Source organism: Prauserella cavernicola, assembly GCF_016595675.1.
Lineage (GTDB): Bacteria > Actinomycetota > Actinomycetes > Mycobacteriales > Pseudonocardiaceae > Prauserella_A > Prauserella_A cavernicola.
In genome coordinates this window covers 475,204-500,575 of the sequence record NZ_JAENJH010000003.1, presented here as the reverse complement: position 1 = coordinate 500,575, position 25,372 = coordinate 475,204, and the positions used below count along the sequence as shown (strand labels likewise).

The window sequence follows — 25,372 nt, the reverse complement described above, 5'->3', positions numbered from 1 at the left end:
GGTAACGAAGGGGATGATCGTGGCCCGACAGACTCCGCAGCGCACCCGCGACGCGATGGGATTCGGCCTCGCCGCGCTCACGCGCCTGGCAGGCAGCAAGACGATCGAGCGCGCAGGCCTGCGCAAACCCGTGCAGAACGTCGTGGCCGCGGCCACCAGAGGCGGCTTCCGCGCGGCGGGAGCCGCGAGCAGGGCGTTCACGGCGACCACGAGGCTCGGGAAACCCGCCCGGCTCGCCCCGACGCCCGACACCGGCCTGTTCGACCTCACCCCCACCGAGGACCAGCAGCTGATCGTCGAGACGGTGACCGAGTTCGCCGCGGAACAGCTGCGACCGGCCGCGGCCGAGGCGGACGCGAAGCTGACGCCGCCCGACGGCCTGCTGACCAGGGCGAGCGAACTGGGCGTGACACTCGTCGGCATCCCGGAGGAACTCGGCGGCGTCGGCACCGAACGCTCGGTGGTCACGGGCGCGCTCGTGGCCGAGTCGCTCGCGCACGGAGACCTCGGCCTCGCCGTCGCGGTGCTCGCCCCCTCCGCCGTCAGCACCGCACTCGTGCAGTGGGGCGACGAGCAGCAGCAGGCGACCTACCTGCCCTCGTTCGTCGGCGAGAACGTGCCCGCCGCGGCGCTGGCACTGCAGGAGCGGACGCCGCTGTTCGACCCGTTCACGCCGTCGGTGAAGGCGAAGCGCACCCCGAAGGGCTACCGGATCGACGGCGCGAAGTCGCTCGTCCCGCGCGCGGCGCAGGCCGAGCTGTTCATCGTGTCGGCCGACCTCGAAGGCCGCGGACCCGCGCTGTTCCTCGTGGAGTCCTCCACCCAGGGCGTCTCCGTCGACGCCGAACCCGCGATGGGCCTGCGGGGCGCGGCGACCGGAAAACTGGTGCTGGACAAGGTGAATCTGCCAGCCGGCGCGCTGCTCGGCGGCGGCGAGCGTGACGTCTTCGCCGACGTCGTGCGGCTGTCGCGGCTCGGCTGGGCGGCGCTCGCGTGCGGCACCGGCAAGGCCGTGCTCGACTACGTGATCCCCTACGTCAACGAGCGGCAGGCGTTCGGCGAGCCGGTGAGCCACCGGCAGGGCGTGGCGTTCCAGGTCGCCGACATCGCCATCGAGCTGGAGGGCCTGCGCCTGGTGACGCTCAAGGCGGCGGCGAGGGCCGAGCAGGGCAAGCCGTACGCGCGCGAGGTCGCGCTGGCCCGCAAGCTCGCGACCGACAAGGGCATGCGGATCGGCAGCGCGGGTGTGCAGCTGCTCGGCGGCCACGGGTTCGTCAAGGAACACCCCGTCGAGCGCTGGTACCGGGACCTGCGTGCCATCGGTGTGCTCGAAGGCGTCGTTCTTCTCTGAAGGGGCTTGTGCAGTGATCAATCTCGAGATTCCGAAGAAGGCCCGGACGCTGGTCAACCAGGCTTACCAGGCGGCGGCCGAGGTGTTCCGGCCCATTTCCCGCAAGTACGACCGCGCCGAGCACGCGTACCCGACGGAGCTGGACATGCTCGCCGCGTTGCTGGACGGGCTGAACTCCTCTGGTGAGGGCGGCGCGGGCGCCGCGGGAGTGCGGCGCAAGGAGGACGACAAGAAAAGCGGCAACCGCAACGGCGGCAACCTCAGCACGGTGCTCGGCGCGATCGAGATGTGCTGGGGCGACGTGGCATTGCTGCTGTCGATGCCGAGACAGGGTCTCGGCAACGCGGCCATCGCGTCGGTCGCCAACGACGAGCAGCTGCAACGGTTCGCGGGCGTCTGGGCGGCGATGGCGATCACGGAGCCGGACTGCGGCTCCGACTCGGCCGCCATCAGGGCCACCGCGACGCTCGACGGTGACGACTACGTCCTCAACGGCGAGAAGATCTTCGTGACCGCGGGCGAGCGCGCCGATGCCGTGGTGGTGTGGGCGACGCTGGACAAGTCGAAGGGCCGCGCGGCGATCAAGTCGTTCGTGGTGGAGAAGGGCACGCCTGGCTTCGAGGTGGTGCGCCTGGAGCACAAGCTCGGCATCCGCGCATCCGACACGGCGGTGCTGCGCTTCGAGAACTGCCGGGTCCCCAAGGAGAATCTCCTCGGCACGCCGGAGATCGACACGAGCAAGGGCTTCGCCGGGGTCATGCAGACCTTCGACAACACGCGCCCGCTCGTGGCGGCGATGGCGATCGGCGTGGCGAGGGCGGCGCTGGAGGAGACGGAGCGTCTGCTGGCCGAGGCGGGCGTGACGGTGGACTACGACAAGCCGGCGAACTCGCAGCACGCCGCGGCGGCCGCGTACCTGGAGCTGGAGGCCGACTACGAGGCGGCGTACCTGCTGGCCCTGGAGTCGGCGTGGATGGCGGACAACCGCAAGCCGAACTCGCTGCAGGCGTCGATGGCGAAGGCGAAGGCGGGCCGCTCGGTCGTCGACATCACCCTGCGCTGCGTGGAACTGGCGGGAACGCTGGGCTACACGGAGGAACTGCTGCTGGAGAAGTGGAGCAGGGACGCGAAGATCCTGGACATCTTCGAGGGCACGCAACAAATCCAGCAACTGATCGTGGCCCGCAGACTCCTCGGGAAGACGAGTGCGGAGCTGAAGTAACCCACATGCGGTGAAGGGCACCTTTACTGCGTTCAATGCAGTAAAGGTGCCCTTCACTGCAGCCATACCAAGCTGCGGAATACCACCCGGCCACCCGTCGTTGACTCAAGTAGTTGAGCACGCAACTACTTGGGAGGCACGATGACACCGCTCACGCTGGCCGTCGTGACGGCGGGGCTCACCCAGCCGTCCTCGACGAGACTGCTCGCCGATCGGCTCACCGAGGCCGTCAGCAGGCAGCTCGCCGACGAGGGCAGGCAGGTCGACGTCCGCGTGATCGAGCTGCGCGAGCTGGCCGTCGACATCGCCAACAACTTCGTCACCGGATTCCCCAGCCCGGCCCTGGACGCCGAGTTGGAAGCCGTGACCGGCGCCGATGCGGTGATCGCCGTGACCCCGATCTTCACCGCGTCCTACAGCGGCCTGTTCAAGTCCTTCTTCGACGTCCTGGACAACGCCGCGCTCACCGGCAAGCCCGTGCTCGTCGCCGCGACCGGTGGCACGGCGCGCCATTCGCTCGCGCTCGAGCACGCGCTGCGGCCGATGTTCGCCTACCTGCGCGCCGTGGTCGTGCCGACGGCCGTGTACGCCTCGTCCGAGGACTGGGGCTCCACCGACGCCGAAGGGCTCTCCGGGCGCATCGCGCGCGCCGCGGGCGAGCTGACCGAGTTGCTCTCGGGCAGGCCCTCCACGGGCAGGGCCGTCGACGAGGTGCTGCCGTTCGAGCAGCAGCTGGCCGCGTTGCTCCCGAAGTCCTAACCCTCGGCGGGCACCAGCGTGTTCTGCCTCGCCGCGACCCACCAGCGGCCGTCCTGCTTCACCAGCACGTAGAGCGCGATCATCGCGTGGTCGAGGTCGATCAGCTCGCCCGTGGCGTCGGTCGCCCTTGCTCCCTTGTGCGCCAAGGCGACGTCGGGACGCACGAAGACCACGTCGAGCAGGTCGTAGCGCACGTACTGGTCCCGCAGGAACCCGGCGAGCCCGGCGCGGTTGGACTCCAGCAGCGTGTCCCGGCCGGACAGCAGCACCCCCATCGCGTTGACCACCGTGGCGTCCTGCGCGAAGTGTTCGGTCAGCAGCTCGGGATCGTTGGTGTTGTAGGCCTTCTCGGTGTCGGCGACCACGCGCTCGATCGCGGCGCGGTCGGCGGCGTGGTCGGTCGTGGTGTCGGTGAGGGCCGGTGGCGGCGTTTCCCTGCTCATGCCGCCAGCCTCGTACCTCCAGTTAGCTGGAGGTCAACTGCTCGTCGAGGAACCCGTCGACATGTCGCCACGTGGTGCCCCGCGCCCGCCGCCCCGTGAGCACACCGAGGTGTCCGCCCGGAGAGACTTCGAACCGCACGTCCGGCGAGTTCTCCAGCAGACCCACGAGTCTCTGGACGGCCTGGCGCGGCGCGATCGTGTCGTTCTCACCCGCGATCACCAGCGTCGGCACCTTCACCGCGGACAGCGAGATCGCCCTGCCGCCCAGGTCCACGCCACCCTCGGCGAGGTCGTTGGCGCGGAAGAAGCGGTGGTAGATCTGGCCGAACGTGCGCCCGGGGTAGGCGGCCATGTTGCCCATGAAGTGGTCGACGGCCTCGATCTGGGCGAGGAAGTCGCGGTCGTCGAGGTTGCGCAGGATCGCCAGCGGTTTGGTGATCTCCTTGCTCAGCCCCGTCGCCTTGAACACACGGCTGACCAAATAGGACGGTGCACCGCCGAGCGCGCGGTAGAACGGGGTGAGCAGGTGCCCGCCGGTGAACTCCACCAGCGGCCGAAACGGTGCCACCAGCGGGATCGCCGTGAAGTCGAACGGCGAGGCGATAGTGGTGATCGACTCAATGGGCAGTTTCGGCTGGTCGGCCGCGGTGAGCAGCGAGAAGATCCCGCCGAGACACCACGCGACCACGTGCACGCCCTGCCCGCCCGAGTCGGCGCTGACCTTGCGCACAGCCCTCGGCAGCACCTCCTCGATCCAGTGCTCGATGCCGAGCCGCCGGTCGGAGAACGCGACGTTGCCATAGTCCACGAGGTAGGTGCGCCTGCCCTGCTCCACCAGGTGCTCGGCGAGGCTGCAGCCACGCCGCAGGTCGAAGCACAGCGCGGGCGCCGCGAGCGGGGGCACGAGCAGCACGGGCGGCCCCGCCGGAGCGGGTCCGCCGCCCGTGCTGGTCATGCGGTAGACGGAACGGTTGGGACCCTGGTCGATGAGCACCCTCGGCACGGGGCGCAGGTCGGCGACGCCGCCCTGCAGCACCTTGGCCGCCACATTGGACGCCGCGGACAGAAGCCGTGCCGGTGGTGCTGTCATCCCGCCTCCCCTGGTACTACCAGGGACACGCTATCCCACGTCCCCGGCGTCGAGCCGATCCTCGAAGACCTGGCCGACCCAGTCGCCCACGTGGAACCGCTCGGTGGGTGTGAATCCCTGCCCGCGGTAGTAGCGCACGAGCGCACCGTCACCGCCGGCCCAGCAGTCCACCCGCACCAGGTCGATCCCGCGCCTGCGCGCCTCGACGCGGGCGTGGTCGAGCAGAAACGAACCCACACCGCGCCCGGTGTGTTCCCGCGACGTGATGAGCAGGTCGACGTAGAGCTCGCGCTCGGTGACGGGCGGGATGTGCGCAGGCGGCTGCTCGGTGAGGATCAGCGCGCCCGCGGGCGAGCCGTCGAACTCCGCGACGAGCAGCTTGCCGCCCGAGGCCATGCCCTTGACGCGCTCGACGCGCTTCGGGTCCTGCGACCACGGCGTCGAGCCCCACTGGCCGTCGCGGCCGCGTTCGGCGAGCCACGCGACCGCGCCGTCGAACATGGCCAGCAGCAGCCCGGCGTCGTCGGCGACCCCGGGGCGAAGGGTGGGGTGCGTCATAGCGCCGTGAGGACACGCGGGCCCTCGTCGGTGATCGCGATCGTGTGCTCCACGTGGGCGGCCCTGCTGCCGTCCTTCGTGTAGAGCGTCCAGCCGTCGTCGCCCGCGCGGTAGGCGTCGCCGCCACCGCGGATGAACATCGGCTCGATCGCGATCGCCATGCCGGGGCGCAACGACAGTCCCTTGCCCGGACTGCCCTCGTTGGGCACGTGCGGCTCCTCGTGCATCGCGTGCCCGATGCCGTGCCCGCCGTGGTCGGCGAGCAGGCCGTAGCCCGCGCCCCTGCCGATGACGCCGATGGCGTGGCCGACGTCGCCGAGGCGGTTGCCCGGCTGCGCGGCCTCGATCCCGGCCGCCAGCCCGCGTTCGGTGGTGGCGATCAGGTCCAGGTCGCGCTGGTCGGCGGTGCCGACGACGAAGCTGACGGCGGCGTCGCCGTGCCAGCCGTCCACCTCGGCGCCGAAGTCGACGCTCACCAGGTCGCCGTCGCGCAGCCGGTAGTCGGTGGGGACGCCGTGCACCACGGCGTCGTTGACGCTCGTGCACAGCACGGCCGGGTACGGACTCGGCGCGAAGCGGGGATGGTAGTTCTTGAACGACGAGCGCGCGCCGGTGTCGGACAGCACACCGGCGGCGATCTCGTCCAGCTCCTTGAGCGACATGCCGACGGCCGCGTCCGCGCGGACGGCCTGCAGAGCCGTGGCCACGACCTTGCCCGCCAGGCGCATGGCGTCCAGCTCGCCGGGAGTCTTGAGTTCGATCACCGCATGCTCACTTCAGAATCGGGATACTAATACCGGTATATCTATCACACCCGGTAGCTGCGGTGAAGGGCACCTTTACCGCGTTCAATGCAGTAAAGGTGCCCTTCACCGCACGTGGGGGCGTGGCTCAGCGCAGGCCGAGCTCGCGCGCGATCAGCATGCGCTGGACCTCGCTCGTGCCCTCGCCGACCTCAAGGATCTTGGCATCCCGGTAGAACCGGCCCACAGGGAACTCGTTCATGAAGCCGTAGCCGCCGAAGATCTGCGTCGCGTCGCGCGAGTTGTCCATCGCCGCGTTGGACGACGCGAGCTTGGCGATCGCCGCCTCCTTCTTGAACGGCTCGCCGCGCAGCATCTTGGCCGCGGCCTCGTAGTAGGCCAGCCGCGCGGTGTGCGCCCGCAGCTCCATGTCGGCGATCTTGAACTGGATCGCCTGGTAGGCACCGATCTTGTTGCCGAACGCCTCGCGCTCGCCGACGTAACGCAGGCATTCGTCGACGCAACCCTGCGCAAGCCCGACGCCGAGCGCGGCGATCGCGACCCTGCCTTCGTCCAGAATGGACAGGAACTGCGCGTAGCCCCGCCCGCGCTCACCCACCAGGTTCTCGGCGGGCACGCGGCAGTCGGAGAACGCCAGCTCGTGCGTGTCCGACGCGTTCCAGCCGACCTTCGAGTACTTCGGAGCCACCGTGAAGCCCGGCGTGCCCGACGGCACGATGATCGCCGAGATCTCCTTGCGCCCGTCCTGCTGACCCGTGATCGCCGTGATGGTGACCAGGCGCGTGATGTCGGTGCCGGAGTTGGTGATGAACGCCTTGCTGCCGTTGATCACCCACTCACCGTTCTCCAGCCGCGCCGTCGTGCGCGTGGCACCGGCGTCGGAGCCGCCGCCCGGCTCGGTGAGCCCGAAGGCGCCCAGCGCCTCACCCGAGCACAGCGAGGGCAGCCACTCGCGCTTCTGCTCGGCCGACCCGAAGCGGTGGATCGGCATCGCGCCGAGTGAGACACCGGCCTCCAGGGTCACGGCCACCGACGAGTCGACGCGGGCGAGTTCCTCCAACGCCAGGCACAGCGCGAAGTAGTCGCCGCCCATGCCACCGAACTCCTCAGGGAAGGGCAGGCCGAACAGGCCCATCTCCGCCATTTTCGCGACGAGTCCGTACGGGAACTCCTCGCGCTCGTAGAAGCCGCCGATCACCGGCGCCACCTCGTTCTGCGCGAAGTCGTGGACGGTCTTGCGCAGAGCCTCGTACTCGTCGTCGAGCCTGAAGTCGATCATGATGTCTGCTCCTCGGGGGTGACCAGGGCGAGAGCTTCGTCCAGCGCGACCTGTTGGCCCGCCTGGACGTGGAGTTCGGAGACGACACCGTCTACCGGTGCGGTGATGGTGTGCTCCATCTTCATCGCCTCGACGACGAGCAGCGGGGTTCCCGCCGCCACGGTGTCGCCGCGGGCGACCTTCACCACGAGCACCGTTCCGGGCATGGGGCTGGTGACCGGCCCGGCCTCGGTGTCCTCGGAATGGGAGGCCAGCAGGTTCGGCCGCTCGCCGAGCGAGACGCCGCGGCCCTCACGGGCGAGCCAGAGTGTGCCGTCGGGCGCCTCGCGGCGGTGGTAGCGCAGGTACTCGCCAGCGTGGCGCACCACGAGGCGTGCGCCGTCGAGTTCGGCCGCGGCGGCCACCGGCTCGCCGCCGTCGACGCTCACGAGCGCACTCTCAGGCGAGCCCTCCACGCGCACCAGCGCCTCGGTCTGCTCGGCCCGCAGCCGGAACGTCACGCCCGCCGCGGCGCCGAGCCGCCAGCCGCTCGGCACGTCCCACGGGTCCACGACCTCGCCCGCCGGGTACAGCGCGAGCAGCCGGTCGAGCGCGGCGGCGACCAGGAAGTCACCCGGAACGCCGGCGGAGCCGAGCGTGGCGAGCTTGCGCTCCACCAGACCGGTGTCGAGCACTCCCGCGCGCACGTCGTCGTCGCGCAGCAACGTCCGCAGGAACGCGACGTTGGTGTGCACGCCGAGTACGGCCGTGTCGGCCAGCGCCCGGTCGAGCCGGTGCAGCGCGGCCGCGCGGTCGGGTCCCCACGCGATCACCTTGGCGAGCATGGGGTCGTAGTTGGACCCGACGACGCTGCCCTCGGACAGCCCGGAGTCCACGCGCACTCCGGCGCCGGACGGTTCGGCGAGCCCCAGCACGGTCCCACCGGTGGGGATGAAGCCGCGCGCGGGGTCCTCGGCGTAGACACGGGCCTCCACGGCGTGCCCTTCGAGGCGCACGTCGTCCTGCGCCACGGTCAGCGGCTCGCCCGCGGCGACGCGCAGCTGCCACTCGACCAGGTCCAGGCCGGTCACGAGCTCGGTCACCGGGTGCTCCACCTGCAGGCGCGTGTTCATCTCCAGGAAGAAGAACTCGTCCGGCCGGGCCGAGGACACGATGAACTCCACCGTGCCCGCTCCGACATAGCCGACCGAGCGCGCGGCCTCCACCGCCGAGGAGCCCATGCGCTGCCGCGTCTCCTCGTCCAGCAGCGCCGAGGGTGCCTCCTCGATGATCTTCTGGTGCCGCCGCTGCAGGCTGCACTCACGCTCGCCGAGGTGGATGACGTTGCCGTGGGCGTCGGCGAGCACCTGGATCTCGATGTGCCTCGGCGTCTCGACGAAACGCTCCACGAGCAGGCGGTCGTCGCCGAAGGCGTTCTTGGCCTCGCGCTGCGCGGACTCGACGGCCTCGGCCAGCTCGCCGGGCCCGGTCACCAGCCGCATGCCCTTGCCGCCGCCACCCGCCGAGGGCTTGAGCAGCACCGGGAAACCGACCCGCTCGGCTGCCGCCGCGATGCCGGCCACGTCGTCCACATCGGACTCGCCTGGCACCACGGGAACACCGGCGGCCGAGACCGTCGCCTTGGCGCGGATCTTGTCGCCCATCGCGTCGATCGCGCCCACCGGCGGGCCGACGAACACCAGGCCCGCCTCCGCGCAGGCCTTCGCGAACGCCGCGTTCTCGGACAGGAATCCGTAGCCGGGGTGCACGGCCTGCGCACCGGACTCCACGGCAGCGCGCACCACAGCGGGCACGGACAGGTAGCTCTGCGCGGCCTCGGCGGGCCCGATCCGCACGGCGGCGTCGGCCTCGCGCACGTGCCGGGCTCCGGCGTCGGCGTCGCTGTAGACCGCGACGGACCGGATCCCCATCCGCCGCAGCGTGGCGATCACGCGCACGGCGATCTCGCCTCGGTTGGCGACCAGAACGGTGTCGAACACTGTCATCACATCCGGAAAACGCCGTAGCCGACTGGTTCGAGTGGCGCGTTGGCCGCCGCCGAGAGCGCGAGGCCGAGCGTCGTACGCGTGTCGAGCGGGTCGATCACGCCGTCGTCCCACAGCCGCGCCGTGGAGTAGTAGGGATTGCCCTGGTCCTCGTACTGCTCGCGGATCGGGTCCTTGAACGACTCCTCGTCGGCCGCGGACCACTCCTCGCCGCGCGCGTCGAAGGCGTCCCTGCGCACGGTCGCGAGCACGGAGGCGGCCTGCTCGCCGCCCATCACCGAGATCCGCGCGTTGGGCCACATCCACAGGAACCGGGGCGAGTACGCCCGCCCGCACATCGAGTAGTTGCCCGCGCCGAACGAGCCGCCGATGATCACGGTGAACTTCGGCACGCGCGCGCACGCGACGGCGGTCACCATCTTGGCGCCGTGCTTGGCGATGCCACCCGCCTCGTAGTCCCTTCCGACCATGAAGCCGGTGATGTTCTGCAGGAACAGCAACGGGATCGAGCGCTTGTCGCACAGCTCGATGAAGTGCGCGCCCTTCATCGCCGACTCGGAGAACAGCACTCCGTTGTTGGCGATGATGCCCACCGGGTGGCCGTGGATGCGGGCGAACCCGGTGACGAGCGTGGAGCCGTACTCCTTCTTGAACTCGGCGAAGCGGCTGCCGTCGACGATCCTGGCGATGACCTCGCGCACGTCGTACGGCGTGCGCGGGTCGGTGGGCACCACGCCGTAGAGGTCGCGCGGATCGACCGCGGGCTCCTCGGTGGGCAGCACGTCCCACGGCCTCGGCGTGCGCGGACCGAGCGTCGACACGATCGAGCGCACGATGCGCAGCGCGTCGGCGTCGTCGGTGGCGAGGTGGTCGGTGACGCCGGACGCGCGGGCGTGCACGTCGCCGCCACCGAGCTCCTCCGCCGTCACGACCTCGCCCGTCGCGGCCTTCACCAGCGGCGGTCCGCCGAGGAAGATCGTGCCCTGGTTGCGCACGATCACGGCCTCGTCGCTCATCGCGGGCACGTACGCACCGCCCGCGGTGCAGGAGCCGAGCACGGCCGCGATCTGCGGAATGCCGCGCGCCGACATCGTGGCCTGGTTGAAGAAGATGCGGCCGAAGTGCTCGCGGTCGGGGAACACGTCGTCCTGGCGCGGCAGGAACGCACCGCCCGAGTCGACGAGGTAGACGCACGGCAGGTTGTTGTGCAGTGCCACTTCCTGGGCACGCAGGTGCTTCTTGACCGTCATCGGGTAGTACGTGCCGCCCTTGACGGTGGCGTCGTTGGCCACGACCACGCACTCCCGGCCGGACACGCGCCCGATGCCGGTGATGATCCCGGCCGAGGGCGCCTCGTCGTCGTAGAGGCCGGTGGCGGCCAGCGGCGAGAGCTCGAGGAAGGGCGACCCCGGGTCGAGCAGTGCGTCGACGCGGTCGCGAGGGAGGAGCTTGCCGCGTTCCACATGCCGGGCACGGGATTTCTCGGAACCGCCGAGCCTCGCGGTGGCGAGTCGCTTACGGAGGTCCTCGACGAGTTCACCGTGTCCGCTGACATGGCGCGAGAACGCGTCACTCTGTGGGTCCGCGGAGCTGGAGAGCGCCGGAGTGTCCATCCCACCCCTCAGGTTAGCTGCCGTTAACGTCACTCAGGATGTTAACGGCAGCTAACCTCGGCGTCCAGGGTCGAACGGCTCAGCCGGTGACGGCCTCCAGCGCGGGCAGGTAGCCGAGTGCCTGACCGTTCACGTTCGGGTGGTACGACTCGTCGACCGGCCAGGTGAGGCTGTTGAGCCACCAGTCGGGTGAGCAGATCTCGTGCCCGGTGAACGGCTCCCGCACGTCCACGAACGTGAACCCGGCCGCGCCCGCACGCGCTCCGATCACGTCGGCGAGCGTGTCGGCACCCGAGTTGATCGCCTCGCGCTTGGCCTCGCTCAGCCCCGCCTCGCACGAGCCGCCGAGCTGGTAGAAGCGCGGATAGCCGAGCACCACGATCTCGGCGTTCGGCGCCTTGCTCCGCAGCGTCGAGTAGACGTCGTCGAGCAGACCGGGCAGCGTGCCGTTGACGTAGGTCTTGGCGTCCTCGACCCGGTCGACGCACGCCTGGTCGCCGCCGAGCGTGCAGTCGGTCATCACGTCGGTGAAGCCTGCGTCGTTGCCACCCACCGACACGGTGACGAACGTGGTGGCCTCGCTCAGCGCGTCGGACTGCGCCAGCACGTCGCCGGTCTTGGCTCCGAGACACGCGTTGAACTGGAAGTCACTGACACCGCGGGCGTCCGCCCACAGCTGCGGATAGGCGTTGGCGCTGCGTTTGCAGGCACCTGAGTCCCCGTAGTCCCCGGCACCGACACCGGAGGAGTAGGAATCGCCGAGCGCGACGTAGCTGACGGCCTGCGCCGAGGCGGTGACCGCGCTGCCCACCAGCACCAGCGCTGCCACCACGAACACGGCGAGGGAACGAAAAGTCTTCACCAGCATGGCGGACCCCTTCGTCAATCACTGACAGGAGAACCATTACCAGCCGGAACCACGGTGCGGAAGGCGCGTGATCAGGACATACCCGACCGGTTCAAGCCGGAAGTCGGCCGAATGTTAGCGCTCGCTAACCGGACTGCCCTAGACTGACGCGATGTCACACCTGTCCGCCCCGCTCGCAGGAGGAGACAAGGCGACCAGGCGCGAACAGATCCTCGCCGCGGCCGCCGAGCTCTTCGCCAGGCACGGCTTCCACGGTGTGGGGATCGACGACATCGGCGCCGCGGTCGGCATCTCCGGACCCGCGCTGTACCGGCACTTCCGCAGCAAGGACGCCATGCTCGGCGAGATGCTGACGTCCATCAGCGAGTACCTCTTCGACGGCGGCAAGCAGCACACGCAAACCCCCGGTGACCCGGACGAGACCCTAGCCGGGCTCGTCCGGTTCCACGTCGACTTCGCGCTCCAGCGGCCCGCGCTCATCACCGTGCAGGAGCGCAACCTCGCCAATCTCACCGACTCCGACCGCAAGCAGGTGCGGGCGTTGCAGCGGCGCTACGTCGAGGTGTGGGTGAACGCGCTGCGCGCCGCGGTGCCGAACCTCGACGAACCGCACGCTCGATCCACCGCACACGCCGTCTTCGGGCTGATCAACTCCACCCCGCACAACCGGCACCTGCCCGACGACGAGCTCGCCGACCTGCTCTGCAGGCTCGCGCTCGGGGCGCTCTACGCCGCGAAGTGACGATCACCCCAGCGGGCGGCACCCAAACGCCGCCCGGCTGGTGTTTGATGGGGCACGTGCAAGCGGACCGCAGCGAGGAAGAGCCCGCGGGGCTCGTCGAGAAGGCGCAGCGCGCCCTCGTCGCCATGCGCTTCGGTGATGACGACGAGGCACTCACAGTGCTGGCGCCGTCTCCGGAAGCGCGCATGGCCGAAACCAGGGAACTGATGCTGCTGCTCTTCGGCGCGTGCAGCGAGATGGTGAGCACGCTCGGCGATGGCGGGGCCGCTCCGGTCAAGGTGCAGGTCTTCGACGAGGCCGGCGAAGAGGTCTCGATCGACCAGGCCGACCCTCCCGTGCGCACCGCGGTGCGCACGCTGCTGGCCGAGGTGCACGGCAACACCGAGGCCGCGCAGGAGCAGGTGGAGATCGCGCTCACCAACGCCGCTCCCGACGAGGTGGACTCGCTGATCCTGCAGGCCCTGCGCTGGACGATGCGGCTCTCGACCGAATGCCTCGACCGGGAGCTGCCCGTCCAGGACTGGATCGCCGAGGCGCTGGCCGACTAGCGCGATACACCCGGCTACGGCAGCGGGCGTAGGCGCAGGTGTCGATCCCGGGGCGACGACGCGACGCCCGCGCTTCGCGACGCTCGAGGGCATGGCTACCAGGACCCGGATCGAACCTCGGCTCAAGCTCGGTCGCCGGCCGCGCAAGTGGCTGCTCTTCGTCCACGTCGTCAGCTCGGTGGGCTGGATCGGCATCGAGGCGTGCCTGCTGACCCTCGGAATCGTCGGCGTATCCAGCGGCGACGACGCCGTCACCTCGGGCGCCTACGTGATCGCGGGCGTGCTCGGCGGCACGTTCTACTTCCCGGTCAGCATGGTCGCCCTGATCAGCGGGCTCCTGCTCGGCATCGGCACGAAGTGGGGCCTGCTGCGCTACCACTGGGTGCTCGCCAAGCTGGTGCTCACCATCGCGCTCTACCTCGGCGGCAACCTGCTGGTGGTGCCGCGCTTCGTCGCCGCGGGCGAGGCCGTGGCGAACGGCGACGGGCCCGGCGACGCCCAGGGACTGCTGATCTCCGCGATGACCGCCGGCCTGGTGCTGCTACTGGTCGCCACGCTGCTGTCGGTGTTCACCCCTGGCGGCAGGACGCCGTGGTTCCGGAAGCGGACCGCGAGCTGAGCCTCAGCCCCGCTGCTGCAGCGCGAAGCGGTTGCCCTCGGAGTCGGTGAACATCGACCACCAGCCCCAAGGCTGGCGCACCGGCTTCGCGGGGAACTCGACGCCCTTGGCCGACAGCTGTTCGTAGGTCCGCTCGAGGTCGTCGGCGTAGAAGAAGAAGTTGCTCGTGGGCAGCTCGCCGTCCTCGGGAGCGCGGAACCGGTCCTGTGGATCGGTGCTCAGGATCAGCGCCGTCTCGCCGTCCGGCGACGTGACCTCGACCCACCGGTTGCCCTCGTCGTCGTAGGGCACGTCGGTGGTGATCTCGAAACCGAGCGTCTCGGACCAGAACCGCTTGGCCCGCTCCTGGTCCCGCACCCCGACGACGACCTTGCTGACGCCGCGAATCCCCATGCCGACTCCAACCTGAATATATCCAGTACGGATACAACGAATTCGGAGTGTATGCTCCGCTCATGGCGAAGGGCAACCCGCCGCCACTCACCCCCGCGGCGTTCCAGGTGCTGCTCGCGCTCGCGCGGGGACGGGCGCACGGCTACGGGATCATGGGCTTCGTCACCGAGCTCACGGACGGCTCGGTCCAGCTCGGCCCCGGCACCCTGTACCGCACGCTCTCCCGGCTGGCGGCGGACGGCCTGGTCGAGGAGGCTCCCGACATGCGAGAGGACGAGCCCCACGACGCCCGCCGCCGCTACTACCAGCTCACCGAGCAGGGCTGGGACGTCGCGACGCGCGAGGCGCGGCTGCTGGCCCGACTCGCCTCAGCCGCCGCCGAGGCCGGCCTGCTCGACCGGCGGGAGCGCTCGGCGTGAGCGGCCCGAGCCGGGCACAAGGCCTGGTGCCCCACCTGTTCGTCGGCGACGTCGACGCGGCGTTGTCCTTCTACCGCAAGGCCTTCGGCGCCGTGGAGCTCTTCCGCAACCGACTGCCGGACGGCACGGTGCTGTTCGTCGAACTGGCCGTCGGCGACGCACGCCTGCTCGTCAGCGAGGAGATCCCGCAGCTCGACGCGCTCTGCCCCGGCACGCTGGGCGGCACGCCAATGCTGCTGGCGCTGGAGACCGACGACCCCGACGACCTGTTCCGCCGCGCCGTGTTCGCGGGTGCCGAAGTGGAGGCGCCGGTCGAGGAGATGTTCTTCGGCGAGCGCTACGGCAGGGTCGTCGACCCCGACGGGCACCGCTGGGCGCTCACGACCAAACGCGAGCAGTTCACGCCCGGCGACATCGACGCGCGCACCCCGCCGAGCGTCTGATGGTCTCCGTGCGCAGTGTGGTGGACCGGGTGGGTCCGACCTTGCTGCACGCCCTGCACCTGCCGCCCGAGTGCGCCGCCGTCGCCGACGTGGTGATCGCGGAGCCGGGCTCGCCGGGCGGCCTCGGCGCCGGAGACCTGGTGCTCGCCGTGGCCGTCGCCGACGTCGAGGCCGCGACGGCGCTCGTGGCCGAAGCAGCCGACCACGACGTCGCGGCGGTGCTGTTCAAGCCGCCGCTGGCGACCAAGCCCCCGGTCCGGCGAGCAGCCGCACGAGCGGGCGTCGGGCTCATCGAGGTGCACGCGGCCACGTCGTGGGCCCAGCTCGTGTGGCTGCTGCGCACCGTGCTCGACGCGATCGCCGACGAGTCCGAGACGCTCGAGAACGGTGACGACCCCGCCGCCAGCGACCTGTTCCGGCTCGCCGACGCCGTGGCATCCGTTGTGGACGCTCCGGTGACCATCGAGGACACCAACTCGCGCGTGCTCGCCTACTCGGCCCGCCAGGACATCACCGATCCGGCGCGCGTCGCGACGATCATGGGCAGGCGCATCCCCGACGACGTGCTCGCCCGGTTCCGCTCGCGCGGCGTGTTCCGCGAACTGAGCCGCGGCAGGCAGACGATCTTCGTGCCGGGACAGAAGGACGGCACGCTGCCGAGACTGATCGTGCCGATCCGGATGGGCGGCGAGCTGCTCGGCTCGATGTGGGCCGTGGTGGCAGGACCGGTGCCCGACGAGCGCGCCGCCGCGTTCGCCGACACCGCGCCCGTGGTCGCGCTGCACCTGCTGCGCCGTCGCGCGCACGCCGACGTCCAGCGCAGGGCGTCGGCTGAGCTGTTGCGCGCGCTGCTGCGCGGCGAGGTGAGCCCGCGCAGGGCGCTCGCGGAACTCGACCTCGCCGACGAACCGCACCGCGTGGTCGTGGTGGAGACACCCGGCGGCGAAACGCTCGACGGTGAGGGGCTGCGGCTCGCGCTGCTGGAGCGGATCTCGCAGGGCATCGGGCGCAGACCGGTCGCGGCCGAGGACGAGGGCCTGCTCTACGCCGTCGTGCCCGACGGCGAGGGCCCGGGCACGTGGCCGGAGATCAAGGCCGCGCTCGCCGAGATCCCCTCCGGGCGCAGGACCGGGGAGCTGCGCGCCGCCGCGGGCGGAGCGCGGTCGCTGGCCGACCTCGCGCGCTCACGCGCCGAGGCGGAGGAGACGCTGGGACTGCTGCGCTCCGGAGTGCTGCGGGGCCGGGTGGTGTGCTTCGACGACGTGTGGACCGCGCTGGCGCTACACCGCGCGGCCACCGCATCCGGCGCCGCGCGGGTCACCGAACTCGGTCCACTTGGGACGATCCGTGAGCACGACAGCGCGGGCGGCACCGACTACGTGTCCACGCTGTACGAATGGCTGCGCCATCCCGGCGATCCGCGCGCCGCGGCATCGGCGCTGCGAATCCACCCGAACACCTTGCGCTATCGCATGCGCAAGCTGCTCGAACTGGTCCCCCTCGACCTGGACGACCCCGACGTCCGACTGGCCCTGCTGTCCCAACTGACCACCCTCCGCTGGTCCTGACCCCTGCGCTCGCCGACTGCGGTGAAGGGCACCTTTACTGCATTGAACGCAGTAAAGGTGCCCTTCACCGCGGTCTCAGCCCACTTCGAGCAGGGTCTTGCCCACGGTGTCGCGGGACTCGATCGCGGCGTGCGCCTGCGCGGCGTGCTCCAGCGGGAACCGCTGCCCGATCACCGGACGCAGCCTGCCCACCGCGGCTTCCGCCAGCGCCGACGCCGCGAATCCCCGCAGCTCCTCCGGCGTCGCACCGATGCCCCAGCCCACCGACACCCCGCGTTCGGCGGCGAGGTCCTCACCGATCTCGGTGGGCGCCCCGCCGGCGGCACCGAACGTGATCATCCGGCCTCCCGCGGCGATCAGGTCGAACGCCGCCCGGCCGACGTCGCCGCCCACCGCGTCGAAGACCACGTCGACGCCCCCGACGGCGTTGCGCACCCGGTCGGTCCAGCCCGGCTCGCGGTAGTCCACTGTGTACTCGGCGCCGAGGTCCCAGGCGAGCTCCAGCTTGCGTTTCCCGCCCGCCGCGGCGACCACCAGCGCACCCGCGTCGCGGGCGAGCTGCACCAGCAGGCTCCCGACTCCGCCCCCGGCGGCCTCGACGAGCACCCGCTCACCCTCGCGCAGCGCGGCGCCGCTGAGCAGCAGCATCGCCGTGCGCCCGTCCGCGAGCAGTGCGACGGCCTCGTCGAGTTCCAGTCCCTCCGGCACCTCGAGCACCCCGGCCGCGTCCGCGACCGCGCGCTCGGCGTACCCGCCGGTGCCGTCGAGCGAGCTCACCACCCGCTTGCCCACCAGCGCCGCGTCGACACCCTCGCCGACCCTGCTGACCACGCCGCCCACGCCGTTGCCGGGGATCACCGGCGGCTGCACGCGGTACGGCCCGAAGCCGCTGCGGCGGAACTGCGTCTCCACGAACGTGATGTTCGCGAACACCACTTCGATCAGTACCTGGCCAGGACCGGGCTCCGGTTCAGGTGCGGGCCCCGCGACGAGCACCTCCGGCTCGCCGAACTCCTTCAGCCACACGGCTCTCATGACGCCCCTTCCTGTGTGCCACCCAGCGTGTGACCTCGACCGAAGTGGAGGTCAAGCACTTGTTCTGCGGGAACCATCGGAGGGGATCAGCATTGTCTTGTGACCACGATGACACCGCTGTCCGGGTGGTTCACCGTGGGCAACAGCACCGCACTACACGCAGGAGGAAGCCGTGCGCATCGCCGTCCCCCGAGAGATCAAGAAGCACGAGTACCGGGTCGCGCTGACTCCCGCGGGCGTGCACGAGCTGACCCAGCGCGGGCACGACGTCGTCATCGAGACCGACGCGGGCCTGGGGTCCGCGATCACCGACGACGAGTACCTCGCCGCAGGCGCCAAGATCCTCGCCACCGCCGAACAGACGTGGGCCGAGGGCGAGCTGGTGCTCAAGGTCAAGGAGCCCATCGCCGAGGAGTACGGCCGCCTGCGCTCCGAGCAGGTGCTGTTCACCTACCTGCACCTCGCCGCCGACCGCCCGCTCACCGAGGCGCTGCTGGCCGCGGGCACCACAGCGATCGCCTACGAGACGGTGCAGTCCCCCGATGGCGCACTACCGCTGCTGGCACCGATGTCAGAGGTCGCGGGCAGGCTCGCGCCGCAGGTCGGCGCGCACGCGATGCTGAAGCCCAGCGGTGGCCGCGGTGTCCTGCCCGGCGGAATTCCCGGCGTGCACCCGGCGAGGGTCGTGGTGATCGGCGGCGGCGTCGCGGGGCTCAATGCCGCACGCGTCGCGCTGGGACTCGGCGCCGACGTGGAGGTGCTCGACACCAACGTAGACCGGCTGCGCCAGATCGACCGCGACTTCGCGGGCCGCATCCGCACGGTCACCTCGAACGCCCTGTCGCTCGACGAGGCCGTGGTGGAGGCCGACCTCGTCGTCGGCGCGGTGCTGGTGGCGGGCGCGAAGGCGCCGAAGCTGGTGTCCAACGACCTGGTGTCGCGCATGAAGCCGGGCAGCGTGCTGGTGGACATCTCGATCGACCAGGGCGGCTGCTTCGCCGACTCGCGGCCGACCACGCACGACGAGCCGACCTACCGCGTGCACGACTCGGTGTTCTACTGCGTGGCGAACATGCCGGGAGCTGTGCCGAGGACGTCGACCTACGGGCTCACCAACGTGACGCTGCCCTACGCGATCCGGCTGGCCGAGCACGGCTGGCGCGGCGCGCTGCGCGCCGACGACGCCTTGGCGAAGGGGCTCAACACTCACGCGGGAGCACTGACCAACGAACCGGTCGCGGCGGCGCACGGCCTGGAGTACCGACCCGCGGATCTCTGACGGCGTGGCCTGCAGATTCCGACGTCCGGTTCACCCGGTTCAGAGAGTGAAAACCGAACCGGCGCAGACATGAAGGGGCGGCCCGCTCAACCAGCCTGGGGGTCACCGGGAGCGGGCCGCCACTGACAAGCTTATGTAATAACCCGGCGCTTCGCTCCCCGGGGGGCGGAACTTTGCGCCCTTTATTTCTTCACGCTCACCTCGACTTCACGGCGATCGCGGCCGACCTGGCTGTTTACCCTCGCGCCCATCCGGTGGAACCGATCGGAGCGCGGCCACCTCGGATCATCGTCCACCGGGGCGGTACGGCAGGATGACCACCGCCTAGGGCAGTCGACGAGGGGAAACGAGAGGCAGCATGCACGATGGCAGCGGCCGCATCGCGGTGCAGAACCTCACCAAGCAGTTCGGAGCCGTGACAGCGGTCAACAACCTGAGTTTCACTGTGGACCCCGGGTCGGTCACCGGGTTCCTCGGACCGAACGGCGCCGGTAAGACCACGACCTTGCGCATGCTGCTCGGCCTGGTCACGCCCACCTCGGGCGCGGCGACGATCAACGGCAGGCCGCACAGCCAGCTCGGCAACCCCGCGCGGGTCGTCGGCGCGGTGCTCGAGAACGAGGGCTTCCACCCCAAACGCACCGCCCGCAACCACCTCCGGGTGTACGCCGCGGCGATCGGCGTGCCCGACCAGCGGGTGGACGAGATGCTGGGGCTCGTCGGTCTCGCCCCCGCCGCGGACCGCAAGGCCGGCGGGTTCTCGCTCGGCATGCGCCAGCGGCTCGCCCTCGCGACGGCACTACTCGGCGACCCGCAGGTGCTGGTGCTCGACGAGCCGTCGAACGGCCTCGACCCCGAGGGCATCGCGTGGCTGCGGACCTTCCTGCGCTCGTTCGCCCAGCAGGGGCGCACGGTGCTGGTGTCGAGCCACCTGCTCTCCGAGGTCGAGCAGACCATCGACCAGGTCGTGATCGTCAGCGCGGGCATGACGCGCTACTACGGCCCGCTGGAGCAGCTGCGCGCGAGCCAGCAGTCGCGGGTGCTGGTCCAGTCCGCCGACGCGAACGCGCTCGTCACCGCGCTCAGGGAGGCCGGACTCAACCAGGTCGAGCCGACGCCAGACGGTCGCGTCGCGGTGTCGGGAGCCACCGTGCAGCAGATCGGCGACATCTCCGCCAAGGCGAGCATCGCCGTCTACGGCATGCAGGAGGAGAAGGCCGACCTTGAGCAGCTCTTCTTCCAGCTGACCAGCCCCCAGTACGGGGCGGGCGCGCCGTACCAGCAGCAACAGCAACAACAGCAGCCTCCGCCTCCGCCGGGCTGGGGCGGCCCGCCGCAGGGCGGCTTCCCGCAGTCGGGGCAGCAACCACAACAGCCGTACCAGCAGACCCCGCCGCCCGGATTCCAGCAGCCGGGCCAGCAGCAGGGCTGGGGAGGTCAGCAGTAAATGGGAAATCTGATCAAGGCGGAGTTCCGCAAGACGCTCACCACCAAGAGCTGGTGGGGTCTGATGATCCCTGCGGTGGCGTTCGCGTTCCTGTTCGCGCTCGGCTGGGGCGCGATCACCAACGACCTCAACGACTTCCTCGGCAGCTCCGACGCCCAGGAGCTGGCAGGCCTACTGGGCATCCAGCTCGGTGAGCTGCCCGTCGGACTGCTCGCGCTCGCGCACGGCATCAACGTCGGCATGGTGTTCCCGGTGATCTTCGGTGTCTTCGCGCTGGCCGGTGAGTACAGCAAGAAGACGATCACCACGACGTTCCTCACCGCCCCCACCAGGGTGGCCGCGCTGAGCGCGAAGATGATCACCTACATCCTGTGGGGCGCCGTCTACGGCGTGATCATCGTCGCCTTCGCGAGCCTCGCCACGATGATGACGGTGGACAACGCCGGGATGCCATCGGCTGGCCAGTGGTTCGGCGTGCTGGGCGGCGGCATCCTCGCCACGATCCTCGCGACGTTGTTCGGGATCGGTGTCGGTGCCGTGTGGAACAGTGTCACCGGAGCCACGATCACGCTGACGATCTGGATGCTCATCGTCGAGAACGTCCTCGTTTTCGTGTCCTTCGGCTGGTTCGAGATTCGCTGGCTCGGTGGCGTGCTGCCGAACGGAACCCTGAACGGCATCGTCGGCGCGATCGGCGCCGAGGCGTTCGGCGCCGCCGGGGTCTCCGTGCCGGGAGAGCTCGACGAGAACCTGCAGTGGCTGCTGCAGTACAGCGCCGGCGCACCCGGTGCGTTCTCGTGGTGGGCCGCCGCGCTGATCTTCTTCGCGTGGACGATGCTGTTCTTCGTGGGCGGCTGGGCGTCCAACCAGCGCAGGGACATCACCTAGAGACATCGGGAGGTCGGGAGTGCCGGGCAGAGCGACGACAGCGCCGGGCACTCCCGACCGCCGTGTCGGGTGGATCCGCAGGCTCGCCAAGGCGTGCTGGCGCCACCCCGCACTCGTGGTGCTCTCGCTCGTCGCCGCCGTGGTCGGCGTCGGGCTCCAGGCGGCGGGCCCGCTGTTCGTCAGGGTCGCCGTCGACGACGCCGTCGCGGGCGACACCTCCAGGCTGGGCTGGATCGCCGCGGCGATCGTCGCCCTGCAGGTGCTGACGTTCGGCAGCGCCTTCGCCCGGCGCTATCTGGGTGGCAGGCTCGCCCTCGACGTCCAGTACGACCTGCGCCAGGCCGTGTTCGGCGCGGTGTCCCGCCTCGACGGCGGTAAGCAGGACTCCCTGCAGACCGGCCAGATCGTCTCCCGCTCCATCACCGACCTCCAGCTGGTCACCGGCGTCCTCATGCAGGTGCCGCTGTCGGCGGGTTCGGTGATCTTCGCGGTGCTCGCGCTCGGCGCGATGCTGTTCCTCTCCCCGCTGCTGACGGTGATCGCGCTCGTGGTCGCGCCCGCCGTGGCGATCGTCATCGCCGTGAGCAGGCGCAGGCTCTTCCCCGCGACGTGGTCGGCACAGCAGCGCGCGGCCGACGTCGCCCAGCAGGTGGAGGAGACCGTCACGGGCGTGCGGGTGGTGAAGGGCTTCGGCCAGGAGTCGCGCGAGATCGGCAAACTCTCGCGCACCGCGCACACCCTGTATCGCGAACGGGTGCGCTCGGCGAAGCTCGCGGCGATCCCCACCGCCACCACCTCGGCGCTGCCAGCTGCAGGCCAGATCGCCGTGCTCGGCGCGGGCGGGGTCATGGCCCTGCACGGGCAGATCAGTCTCGGCACGTTCCTGGCCTTCGCCACGTACGTCTCCGCGCTCGTCGGCCCGGCCAGGATGCTCGCGGGCCTCGTGGTGCAGGCCCAGCTGACGCGCGCGGGGGCCGAGCGCGTGTACGAGCTCGTCGACGCCCAGCCCGAGGTGCGCGAGCGCCCGGACCCGCTGCCCGTTCCCGACGGTCCGCTGGACGTGCGCCTCGACGACGTCCGGTTCGGCTACACGCGATCCGACCCCGTGCTCGACGGCCTCTCCCTGCACGCCCGGCCCGGTGAGACGCTCGCGCTCGTGGGCACGGCCGGCTCGGGCAAGTCCACGGTCTCGTTGCTGCTGCCCCGCTTCTACGACGTGCACGAGGGCGCCGTCAGCATCGGCGGCACCGATGTGCGGGACCTCGCGCTCGCCGAGTTGCGCCGCACGATCGGCGTGGTGTTCGAGGAGGCGTTCCTCTTCTCGACGTCGGTGCGCGACAACATCGCCTACGGCAGGCCCGACGCGAGCGACGACGAGGTGGTCGCCGCGGCGAAGGCCGCCGAGGCTCACGAGTTCATCAGCGCGCTGCCCGACGGCTACGACACGCAGGTCGGCGAGCGCGGGCTGACGCTGTCCGGCGGCCAGCGGCAACGACTCGGACTGGCGAGGGCCCTGCTGACCGACCCGAAGGTGCTGGTGCTCGACGACGCGACCTCAGCGGTGGACACGGCGACCGAGGCCGCCATCCACGACACGCTGCGGGCGGTGACGCGCACCCGCACCACGCTGCTGGTCGCGCACCGGCGCTCCACGCTCTCGCTCGCCGACCGCATCGCCGTGCTCGACGAGGGCAAGGTGGTGGACGTCGGCACCGCCGAGGAGCTGGAGCAGCGGTGCGGACTGTTCCGCGATCTGGTCGGCGGGCCCGGCGAGGACGTCGAGGAGGTGCACCGCCAGGAAGTGCTCACCCGCGACGCCACCGGGGTCACGGCACAGCTGTGGACCGTCGAGTCGGACTCCGACGACGTGGCGGCACTGGCGGCGTCGGCCTCCACGCGCACGGCGCCGTCGTCGAGCGCGGGCGGGCCCGGCGCCCGCGCCTCGCTGGACGTGCCGCCGACGCCCGAGCTGCTGCAACGCGTGCGCGAACTGCCACCCGCCACCGGCGAGCCCCGGCTCGGCGGCGCCGACCCGGCCGAACCGGACCCGGGATTCCGGCTGGGCAAACTCCTGCGACCCGTCAGGGGTCTGCTGTTCGCGGTGATCGTGCTCGTGGCTCTGGACGCGCTCGCGACCGTCGCCGTGCCCGCGCTGTACCAGCGTGGGGTCGACGACGGCGTGCGCGTCGGCGTCGAGTCCGCGGTGTGGCTCGCGGCCGGGATCGGCGCGGTCGTGATCGCGATCGACTGGCTCGTGATCGCCGTGCAGACCCGCCTCACCGCGCGCACCGGCGAATCGGTGCTCTACCTCCTGCGCGTGCGCAGCTACGCCCATCTGCAACGACTCGGGCTCGACTACTACGAGCGCGAGCTGTCAGGGCGGATCATGACCAGGATGACCACCGACGTCGACGCGTTGTCGACGTTCCTGCAGACGGGCCTGGCCACGGCCGTGGTGAGCGTGCTGACGCTCGTCGGCATCGGCGGCGCGCTCCTGGTCACCGACGCGGGGCTCGCGCTCTACGCCCTCGCGGTGCTGCCGGTGCTGGCGATCGCGACGGTGATCTTCCGCAGACTCGCCTCGGCCGCCTACAGCGAGGCCAGGGAACGCATCAGCGCGGTCAACGCCGACATGCAGGAGAACGTCACCGGGCTGCGGGTCGCGCAGGCGTACACGCGCGAGGAGCGCTCGGCGCGCGACTTCGCCTCCCGCAGCGACGCGTACCGGCGCTCGCGGCTGCGCGCCCAGCGCTACGTGGCGACGTACTTCCCGTTCATCACACTGCTCTCGGGCATCGCCAGCGCCATCGTGCTCGTCGCGGGCGCCAACCGGGTCGCCGACGGCACCCTGCAGGTCGGTGTGCTGCTGGCGTTCATGCTCTACCTCGAGTCGTTCTTCTCGCCGGTGCAGCAACTGTCGTCGGTGTTCGACGGCTACCAGCAGGCCAAGGTCGGGCTCGCCCGCATCGGCGCACTGCTGCGCACGCCGACGTCCGTGCCGCCTGCCGAACAGGCTGTCGAGGTGCCGGAGCGGCTGCGCGGCGAGGTCGAGCTCGACGGCGTCGGGTTCGCCTACACCGGCACCGACGCCCTGGCGCTCGACGACGTCTCGCTGCACGTGCCCGCGGGCAGCACGGTGGCGCTCGTCGGAGCCACCGGCGCCGGCAAGTCCACAGTGGTCAAGCTCGTCGCGCGGTTCTACGACGTCACCTCGGGCGTGGTGCGCATCGACGGGGTGGACGTGCGGGACTACGACCTGCCCGCGCTGCGCGCCCGGCTCGGTGTGGTGCCGCAGGAGGCGCACCTGTTCTCTGGCACCGTCGCCGACAACGTCCGCTACGGCAGGCCCTCGGCCACCGACGCGGAGGTGGAGGCCGCGGTGCGGGCGGTCGGCGCGCTGGAAGGTGTCGCGGCGCTGCCAGGAGGGTTCCACCAGCCGGTCGGCGAGCGGGGCCGCGCTCTGTCGGCGGGCCAGCGCCAGCTCGTCGGGCTCGCGCGCGCGGAGCTGGTGGATCCCGACGTGCTGCTGCTCGACGAGGCCACCGCGGCGCTGGACCCGGCGACGGAGCTGGCGGTACTGCGCGCGACGGAGGCGCTCACGACCAAACGGACCACGTTCGTCGTGGCCCATCGGCTGGCCACCGCGGCGCGCGCCGACCAGATCGTGGTGCTGGACCACGGCAAGATCGTCGAACAGGGCACCCACGAGCAACTGGTGGCCGCCGACGGCTTCTACGCCAGACTCTGGCGCCTTGGCGAGCTGGCGGCCTGACCCGCGAGTCGTGCATTGAGGACCGCGAGTCATGCACTCCCGACGGCGAGACATGCGCTCCCGACGGCGAGACATGCGCTCCAGCCCGCGAAGCGTGCCCGCCGCGCCCGCCGGATCGAGATTTCCGCCACAACTCGCCGACGCGGTCGACGACGGCGGATCACGCTGTGCGTCGACACGGCACGAGCGCCCCGGACACTGGAACCCACGACTCGCGGTACCGAGCGCACGACTCGCGGTCCTGAGTGCACGACTCGCAGGCTTTCGGGGCACTGTGCGTAATCGAT

23 protein-coding genes are annotated in these 25,372 nt (G+C 70.8%); 13 read left to right on the top strand and 10 right to left on the bottom strand.

Features of this window, described 5'->3' with window-relative positions; all coding sequences use genetic code 11:
* Nucleotides 1-55 precede the first annotated feature (55 nt).
* From JHE00_RS15710 to JHE00_RS15700, 3 genes are all read left to right on the top strand, one after another.
* Nucleotides 56-1,351 (top strand): acyl-CoA dehydrogenase family protein, encoded by a 1,296-nt coding sequence (locus JHE00_RS15710; protein WP_200319315.1) that lies wholly within the window; start codon nucleotides 56-58, stop codon nucleotides 1,349-1,351.
* Nucleotides 1,352-1,364: 13 nt separating this feature from the next.
* Nucleotides 1,365-2,573 carry an acyl-CoA dehydrogenase family protein gene (locus tag JHE00_RS15705; protein ID WP_200318797.1) on the top strand — a complete coding sequence of 403 codons (1,209 nt, stop codon included), beginning with the start codon at nucleotides 1,365-1,367 and terminating at the stop codon, nucleotides 2,571-2,573.
* 141 nt (nucleotides 2,574-2,714) lie between these two features.
* Nucleotides 2,715-3,332 carry an FMN reductase gene (locus tag JHE00_RS15700; RefSeq protein WP_200318796.1) on the top strand — a complete coding sequence of 206 codons (618 nt, stop codon included), beginning with the start codon at nucleotides 2,715-2,717 and terminating at the stop codon, nucleotides 3,330-3,332.
* Here the strand turns inward: JHE00_RS15700 and JHE00_RS15695 are convergent.
* The 8 genes from JHE00_RS15695 to JHE00_RS15660 form a co-directional block, all read right to left on the bottom strand.
* A complete protein-coding gene (locus JHE00_RS15695) occupies nucleotides 3,329-3,775 on the bottom strand; it encodes an SgcJ/EcaC family oxidoreductase (RefSeq protein ID WP_200318795.1) in 447 nt (148 codons plus the stop codon). The two genes, JHE00_RS15700 and JHE00_RS15695, sit on opposite strands and share 4 nt — an antisense overlap.
* 22 nt (nucleotides 3,776-3,797) lie before the next feature.
* Nucleotides 3,798-4,865, bottom strand: coding sequence for an alpha/beta fold hydrolase (locus tag JHE00_RS15690; RefSeq protein ID WP_200318794.1), 1,068 nt, complete (start codon nucleotides 4,863-4,865; stop codon nucleotides 3,798-3,800).
* 30 nt (nucleotides 4,866-4,895) lie between these two features.
* A complete protein-coding gene (locus JHE00_RS15685) occupies nucleotides 4,896-5,423 on the bottom strand; it encodes a GNAT family N-acetyltransferase (RefSeq protein WP_200318793.1) in 528 nt (175 codons plus the stop codon).
* On the bottom strand, nucleotides 5,420-6,187 hold the full coding sequence (map, locus tag JHE00_RS15680; protein ID WP_200318792.1) for a type I methionyl aminopeptidase: 768 nt from the start codon (nucleotides 6,185-6,187) through the stop codon (nucleotides 5,420-5,422). The genes JHE00_RS15685 and map overlap by 4 nt, the downstream gene beginning before the upstream one ends.
* A 127-nt stretch (nucleotides 6,188-6,314) precedes the next feature.
* Entirely contained in the window at nucleotides 6,315-7,466 is a 1,152-nt protein-coding gene (locus JHE00_RS15675) for an acyl-CoA dehydrogenase family protein (protein ID WP_200318791.1), read from the bottom strand.
* Entirely contained in the window at nucleotides 7,463-9,445 is a 1,983-nt protein-coding gene (locus tag JHE00_RS15670) for an acetyl-CoA carboxylase biotin carboxylase subunit (RefSeq protein WP_307831956.1), read from the bottom strand. Before JHE00_RS15670 ends, JHE00_RS15675 begins: the two co-directional genes overlap by 4 nt.
* Nucleotides 9,446-9,450: 5 nt before the next feature.
* Nucleotides 9,451-11,064 (bottom strand): carboxyl transferase domain-containing protein, encoded by a 1,614-nt coding sequence (locus JHE00_RS15665; protein ID WP_200318789.1) that lies wholly within the window; start codon nucleotides 11,062-11,064, stop codon nucleotides 9,451-9,453.
* A 79-nt stretch (nucleotides 11,065-11,143) separates the two neighbouring features.
* Entirely contained in the window at nucleotides 11,144-11,932 is a 789-nt protein-coding gene (locus JHE00_RS15660; RefSeq protein ID WP_230424171.1) for an SGNH/GDSL hydrolase family protein, read from the bottom strand.
* Nucleotides 11,933-12,083: 151 nt separating this feature from the next.
* On the opposite strand from JHE00_RS15660, the gene JHE00_RS15655 reads away from it, so the two are divergent.
* The 3 genes from JHE00_RS15655 (at nucleotide 12,084) to JHE00_RS15645 (ending at nucleotide 13,841) form a co-directional block, all read left to right on the top strand.
* The gene (locus tag JHE00_RS15655) at nucleotides 12,084-12,674 is read left to right on the top strand and encodes an SACE_7040 family transcriptional regulator (protein ID WP_200318788.1); all 591 of its coding nucleotides are present in this window, start codon (nucleotides 12,084-12,086) and stop codon (nucleotides 12,672-12,674) included.
* A gap of 47 nt (nucleotides 12,675-12,721) precedes the next feature.
* Nucleotides 12,722-13,222: a hypothetical protein gene (locus tag JHE00_RS15650; RefSeq protein ID WP_200318787.1), complete on the top strand. Its 501-nt coding sequence runs from the start codon at nucleotides 12,722-12,724 to the stop codon at nucleotides 13,220-13,222.
* A 91-nt stretch (nucleotides 13,223-13,313) separates the two neighbouring features.
* Nucleotides 13,314-13,841 (top strand): hypothetical protein, encoded by a 528-nt coding sequence (locus JHE00_RS15645; protein WP_200318786.1) that lies wholly within the window; start codon nucleotides 13,314-13,316, stop codon nucleotides 13,839-13,841.
* A 3-nt stretch (nucleotides 13,842-13,844) separates the two neighbouring features.
* Here the strand turns inward: JHE00_RS15645 and JHE00_RS15640 are convergent, their stop codons facing one another.
* On the bottom strand, nucleotides 13,845-14,234 hold the full coding sequence (locus JHE00_RS15640; RefSeq protein WP_200318785.1) for a VOC family protein: 390 nt from the start codon (nucleotides 14,232-14,234) through the stop codon (nucleotides 13,845-13,847).
* A 62-nt stretch (nucleotides 14,235-14,296) separates the two neighbouring features.
* On the opposite strand from JHE00_RS15640, the gene JHE00_RS15635 reads away from it, so the two are divergent.
* The 3 genes from JHE00_RS15635 to JHE00_RS15625 are packed head-to-tail and all read left to right on the top strand — an operon-like array spanning nucleotide 14,297 to nucleotide 16,664.
* Complete coding sequence (locus tag JHE00_RS15635) at nucleotides 14,297-14,653, top strand: PadR family transcriptional regulator (protein WP_200318784.1); 357 nt, start codon at nucleotides 14,297-14,299, stop codon at nucleotides 14,651-14,653.
* Nucleotides 14,650-15,096, top strand: a complete 447-nt coding sequence (locus JHE00_RS15630) for a VOC family protein (protein ID WP_200318783.1) — start codon at nucleotides 14,650-14,652, stop codon at nucleotides 15,094-15,096. Before JHE00_RS15635 ends, JHE00_RS15630 begins: the two co-directional genes overlap by 4 nt.
* Entirely contained in the window at nucleotides 15,096-16,664 is a 1,569-nt protein-coding gene (locus tag JHE00_RS15625) for a PucR family transcriptional regulator (RefSeq protein WP_200318782.1), read from the top strand. Before JHE00_RS15630 ends, JHE00_RS15625 begins: the two co-directional genes overlap by 1 nt.
* Before the next feature lie 75 nt (nucleotides 16,665-16,739).
* Here JHE00_RS15625 and JHE00_RS15620 read toward each other — a convergent pair whose 3' ends face one another.
* Nucleotides 16,740-17,699, bottom strand: a complete 960-nt coding sequence (locus tag JHE00_RS15620) for a zinc-binding dehydrogenase (protein WP_200318781.1) — start codon at nucleotides 17,697-17,699, stop codon at nucleotides 16,740-16,742.
* Between the two features lie 172 nt (nucleotides 17,700-17,871).
* Here JHE00_RS15620 and ald point away from each other — a divergent pair, with 172 nt between their 5' ends.
* The 4 genes from ald (at nucleotide 17,872) to JHE00_RS15600 (ending at nucleotide 25,085) form a co-directional block, all read left to right on the top strand.
* Nucleotides 17,872-18,978 carry an alanine dehydrogenase gene (gene ald, locus JHE00_RS15615; RefSeq protein ID WP_200318780.1) on the top strand — a complete coding sequence of 369 codons (1,107 nt, stop codon included), beginning with the start codon at nucleotides 17,872-17,874 and terminating at the stop codon, nucleotides 18,976-18,978.
* A gap of 358 nt (nucleotides 18,979-19,336) precedes the next feature.
* A complete protein-coding gene (locus tag JHE00_RS15610; protein ID WP_200318779.1) occupies nucleotides 19,337-20,425 on the top strand; it encodes an ABC transporter ATP-binding protein in 1,089 nt (362 codons plus the stop codon).
* Entirely contained in the window at nucleotides 20,426-21,313 is an 888-nt protein-coding gene (locus tag JHE00_RS15605) for an ABC transporter permease subunit (RefSeq protein WP_200318778.1), read from the top strand.
* A gap of 19 nt (nucleotides 21,314-21,332) precedes the next feature.
* Entirely contained in the window at nucleotides 21,333-25,085 is a 3,753-nt protein-coding gene (locus JHE00_RS15600; protein WP_200318777.1) for an ABC transporter ATP-binding protein, read from the top strand.
* Nucleotides 25,086-25,372: the final 287 nt, after the last annotated feature.

Coding starts and splice junctions, on each gene's coding strand:
- JHE00_RS15710 (WP_200319315.1), top strand. CDS start 56: ATGGGATTCGGCCTCGCCGCGCTCACGCGCCTGGCAGGCAGCAAGACG.
- JHE00_RS15700 (WP_200318796.1), top strand. CDS start 2,715: ATGACACCGCTCACGCTGGCCGTCGTGACGGCGGGGCTCACCCAGCCG.
- JHE00_RS15695 (WP_200318795.1), bottom strand. CDS start 3,775: ATGAGCAGGGAAACGCCGCCACCGGCCCTCACCGACACCACGACCGAC.
- JHE00_RS15690 (WP_200318794.1), bottom strand. CDS start 4,865: ATGACAGCACCACCGGCACGGCTTCTGTCCGCGGCGTCCAATGTGGCG.
- JHE00_RS15685 (WP_200318793.1), bottom strand. CDS start 5,423: ATGACGCACCCCACCCTTCGCCCCGGGGTCGCCGACGACGCCGGGCTG.
- JHE00_RS15675 (WP_200318791.1), bottom strand. CDS start 7,466: ATGATCGACTTCAGGCTCGACGACGAGTACGAGGCTCTGCGCAAGACC.
- JHE00_RS15665 (WP_200318789.1), bottom strand. CDS start 11,064: ATGGACACTCCGGCGCTCTCCAGCTCCGCGGACCCACAGAGTGACGCG.
- JHE00_RS15660 (WP_230424171.1), bottom strand. CDS start 11,932: ATGCTGGTGAAGACTTTTCGTTCCCTCGCCGTGTTCGTGGTGGCAGCG.
- JHE00_RS15655 (WP_200318788.1), top strand. CDS start 12,084: ATGTCACACCTGTCCGCCCCGCTCGCAGGAGGAGACAAGGCGACCAGG.
- JHE00_RS15650 (WP_200318787.1), top strand. CDS start 12,722: ATGGGGCACGTGCAAGCGGACCGCAGCGAGGAAGAGCCCGCGGGGCTC.
- JHE00_RS15645 (WP_200318786.1), top strand. CDS start 13,314: ATGGCTACCAGGACCCGGATCGAACCTCGGCTCAAGCTCGGTCGCCGG.
- JHE00_RS15640 (WP_200318785.1), bottom strand. CDS start 14,234: ATGGGGATTCGCGGCGTCAGCAAGGTCGTCGTCGGGGTGCGGGACCAG.
- JHE00_RS15635 (WP_200318784.1), top strand. CDS start 14,297: ATGGCGAAGGGCAACCCGCCGCCACTCACCCCCGCGGCGTTCCAGGTG.
- JHE00_RS15625 (WP_200318782.1), top strand. CDS start 15,096: ATGGTCTCCGTGCGCAGTGTGGTGGACCGGGTGGGTCCGACCTTGCTG.
- JHE00_RS15620 (WP_200318781.1), bottom strand. CDS start 17,699: ATGAGAGCCGTGTGGCTGAAGGAGTTCGGCGAGCCGGAGGTGCTCGTC.
- JHE00_RS15610 (WP_200318779.1), top strand. CDS start 19,337: ATGCACGATGGCAGCGGCCGCATCGCGGTGCAGAACCTCACCAAGCAG.
- JHE00_RS15605 (WP_200318778.1), top strand. CDS start 20,426: ATGGGAAATCTGATCAAGGCGGAGTTCCGCAAGACGCTCACCACCAAG.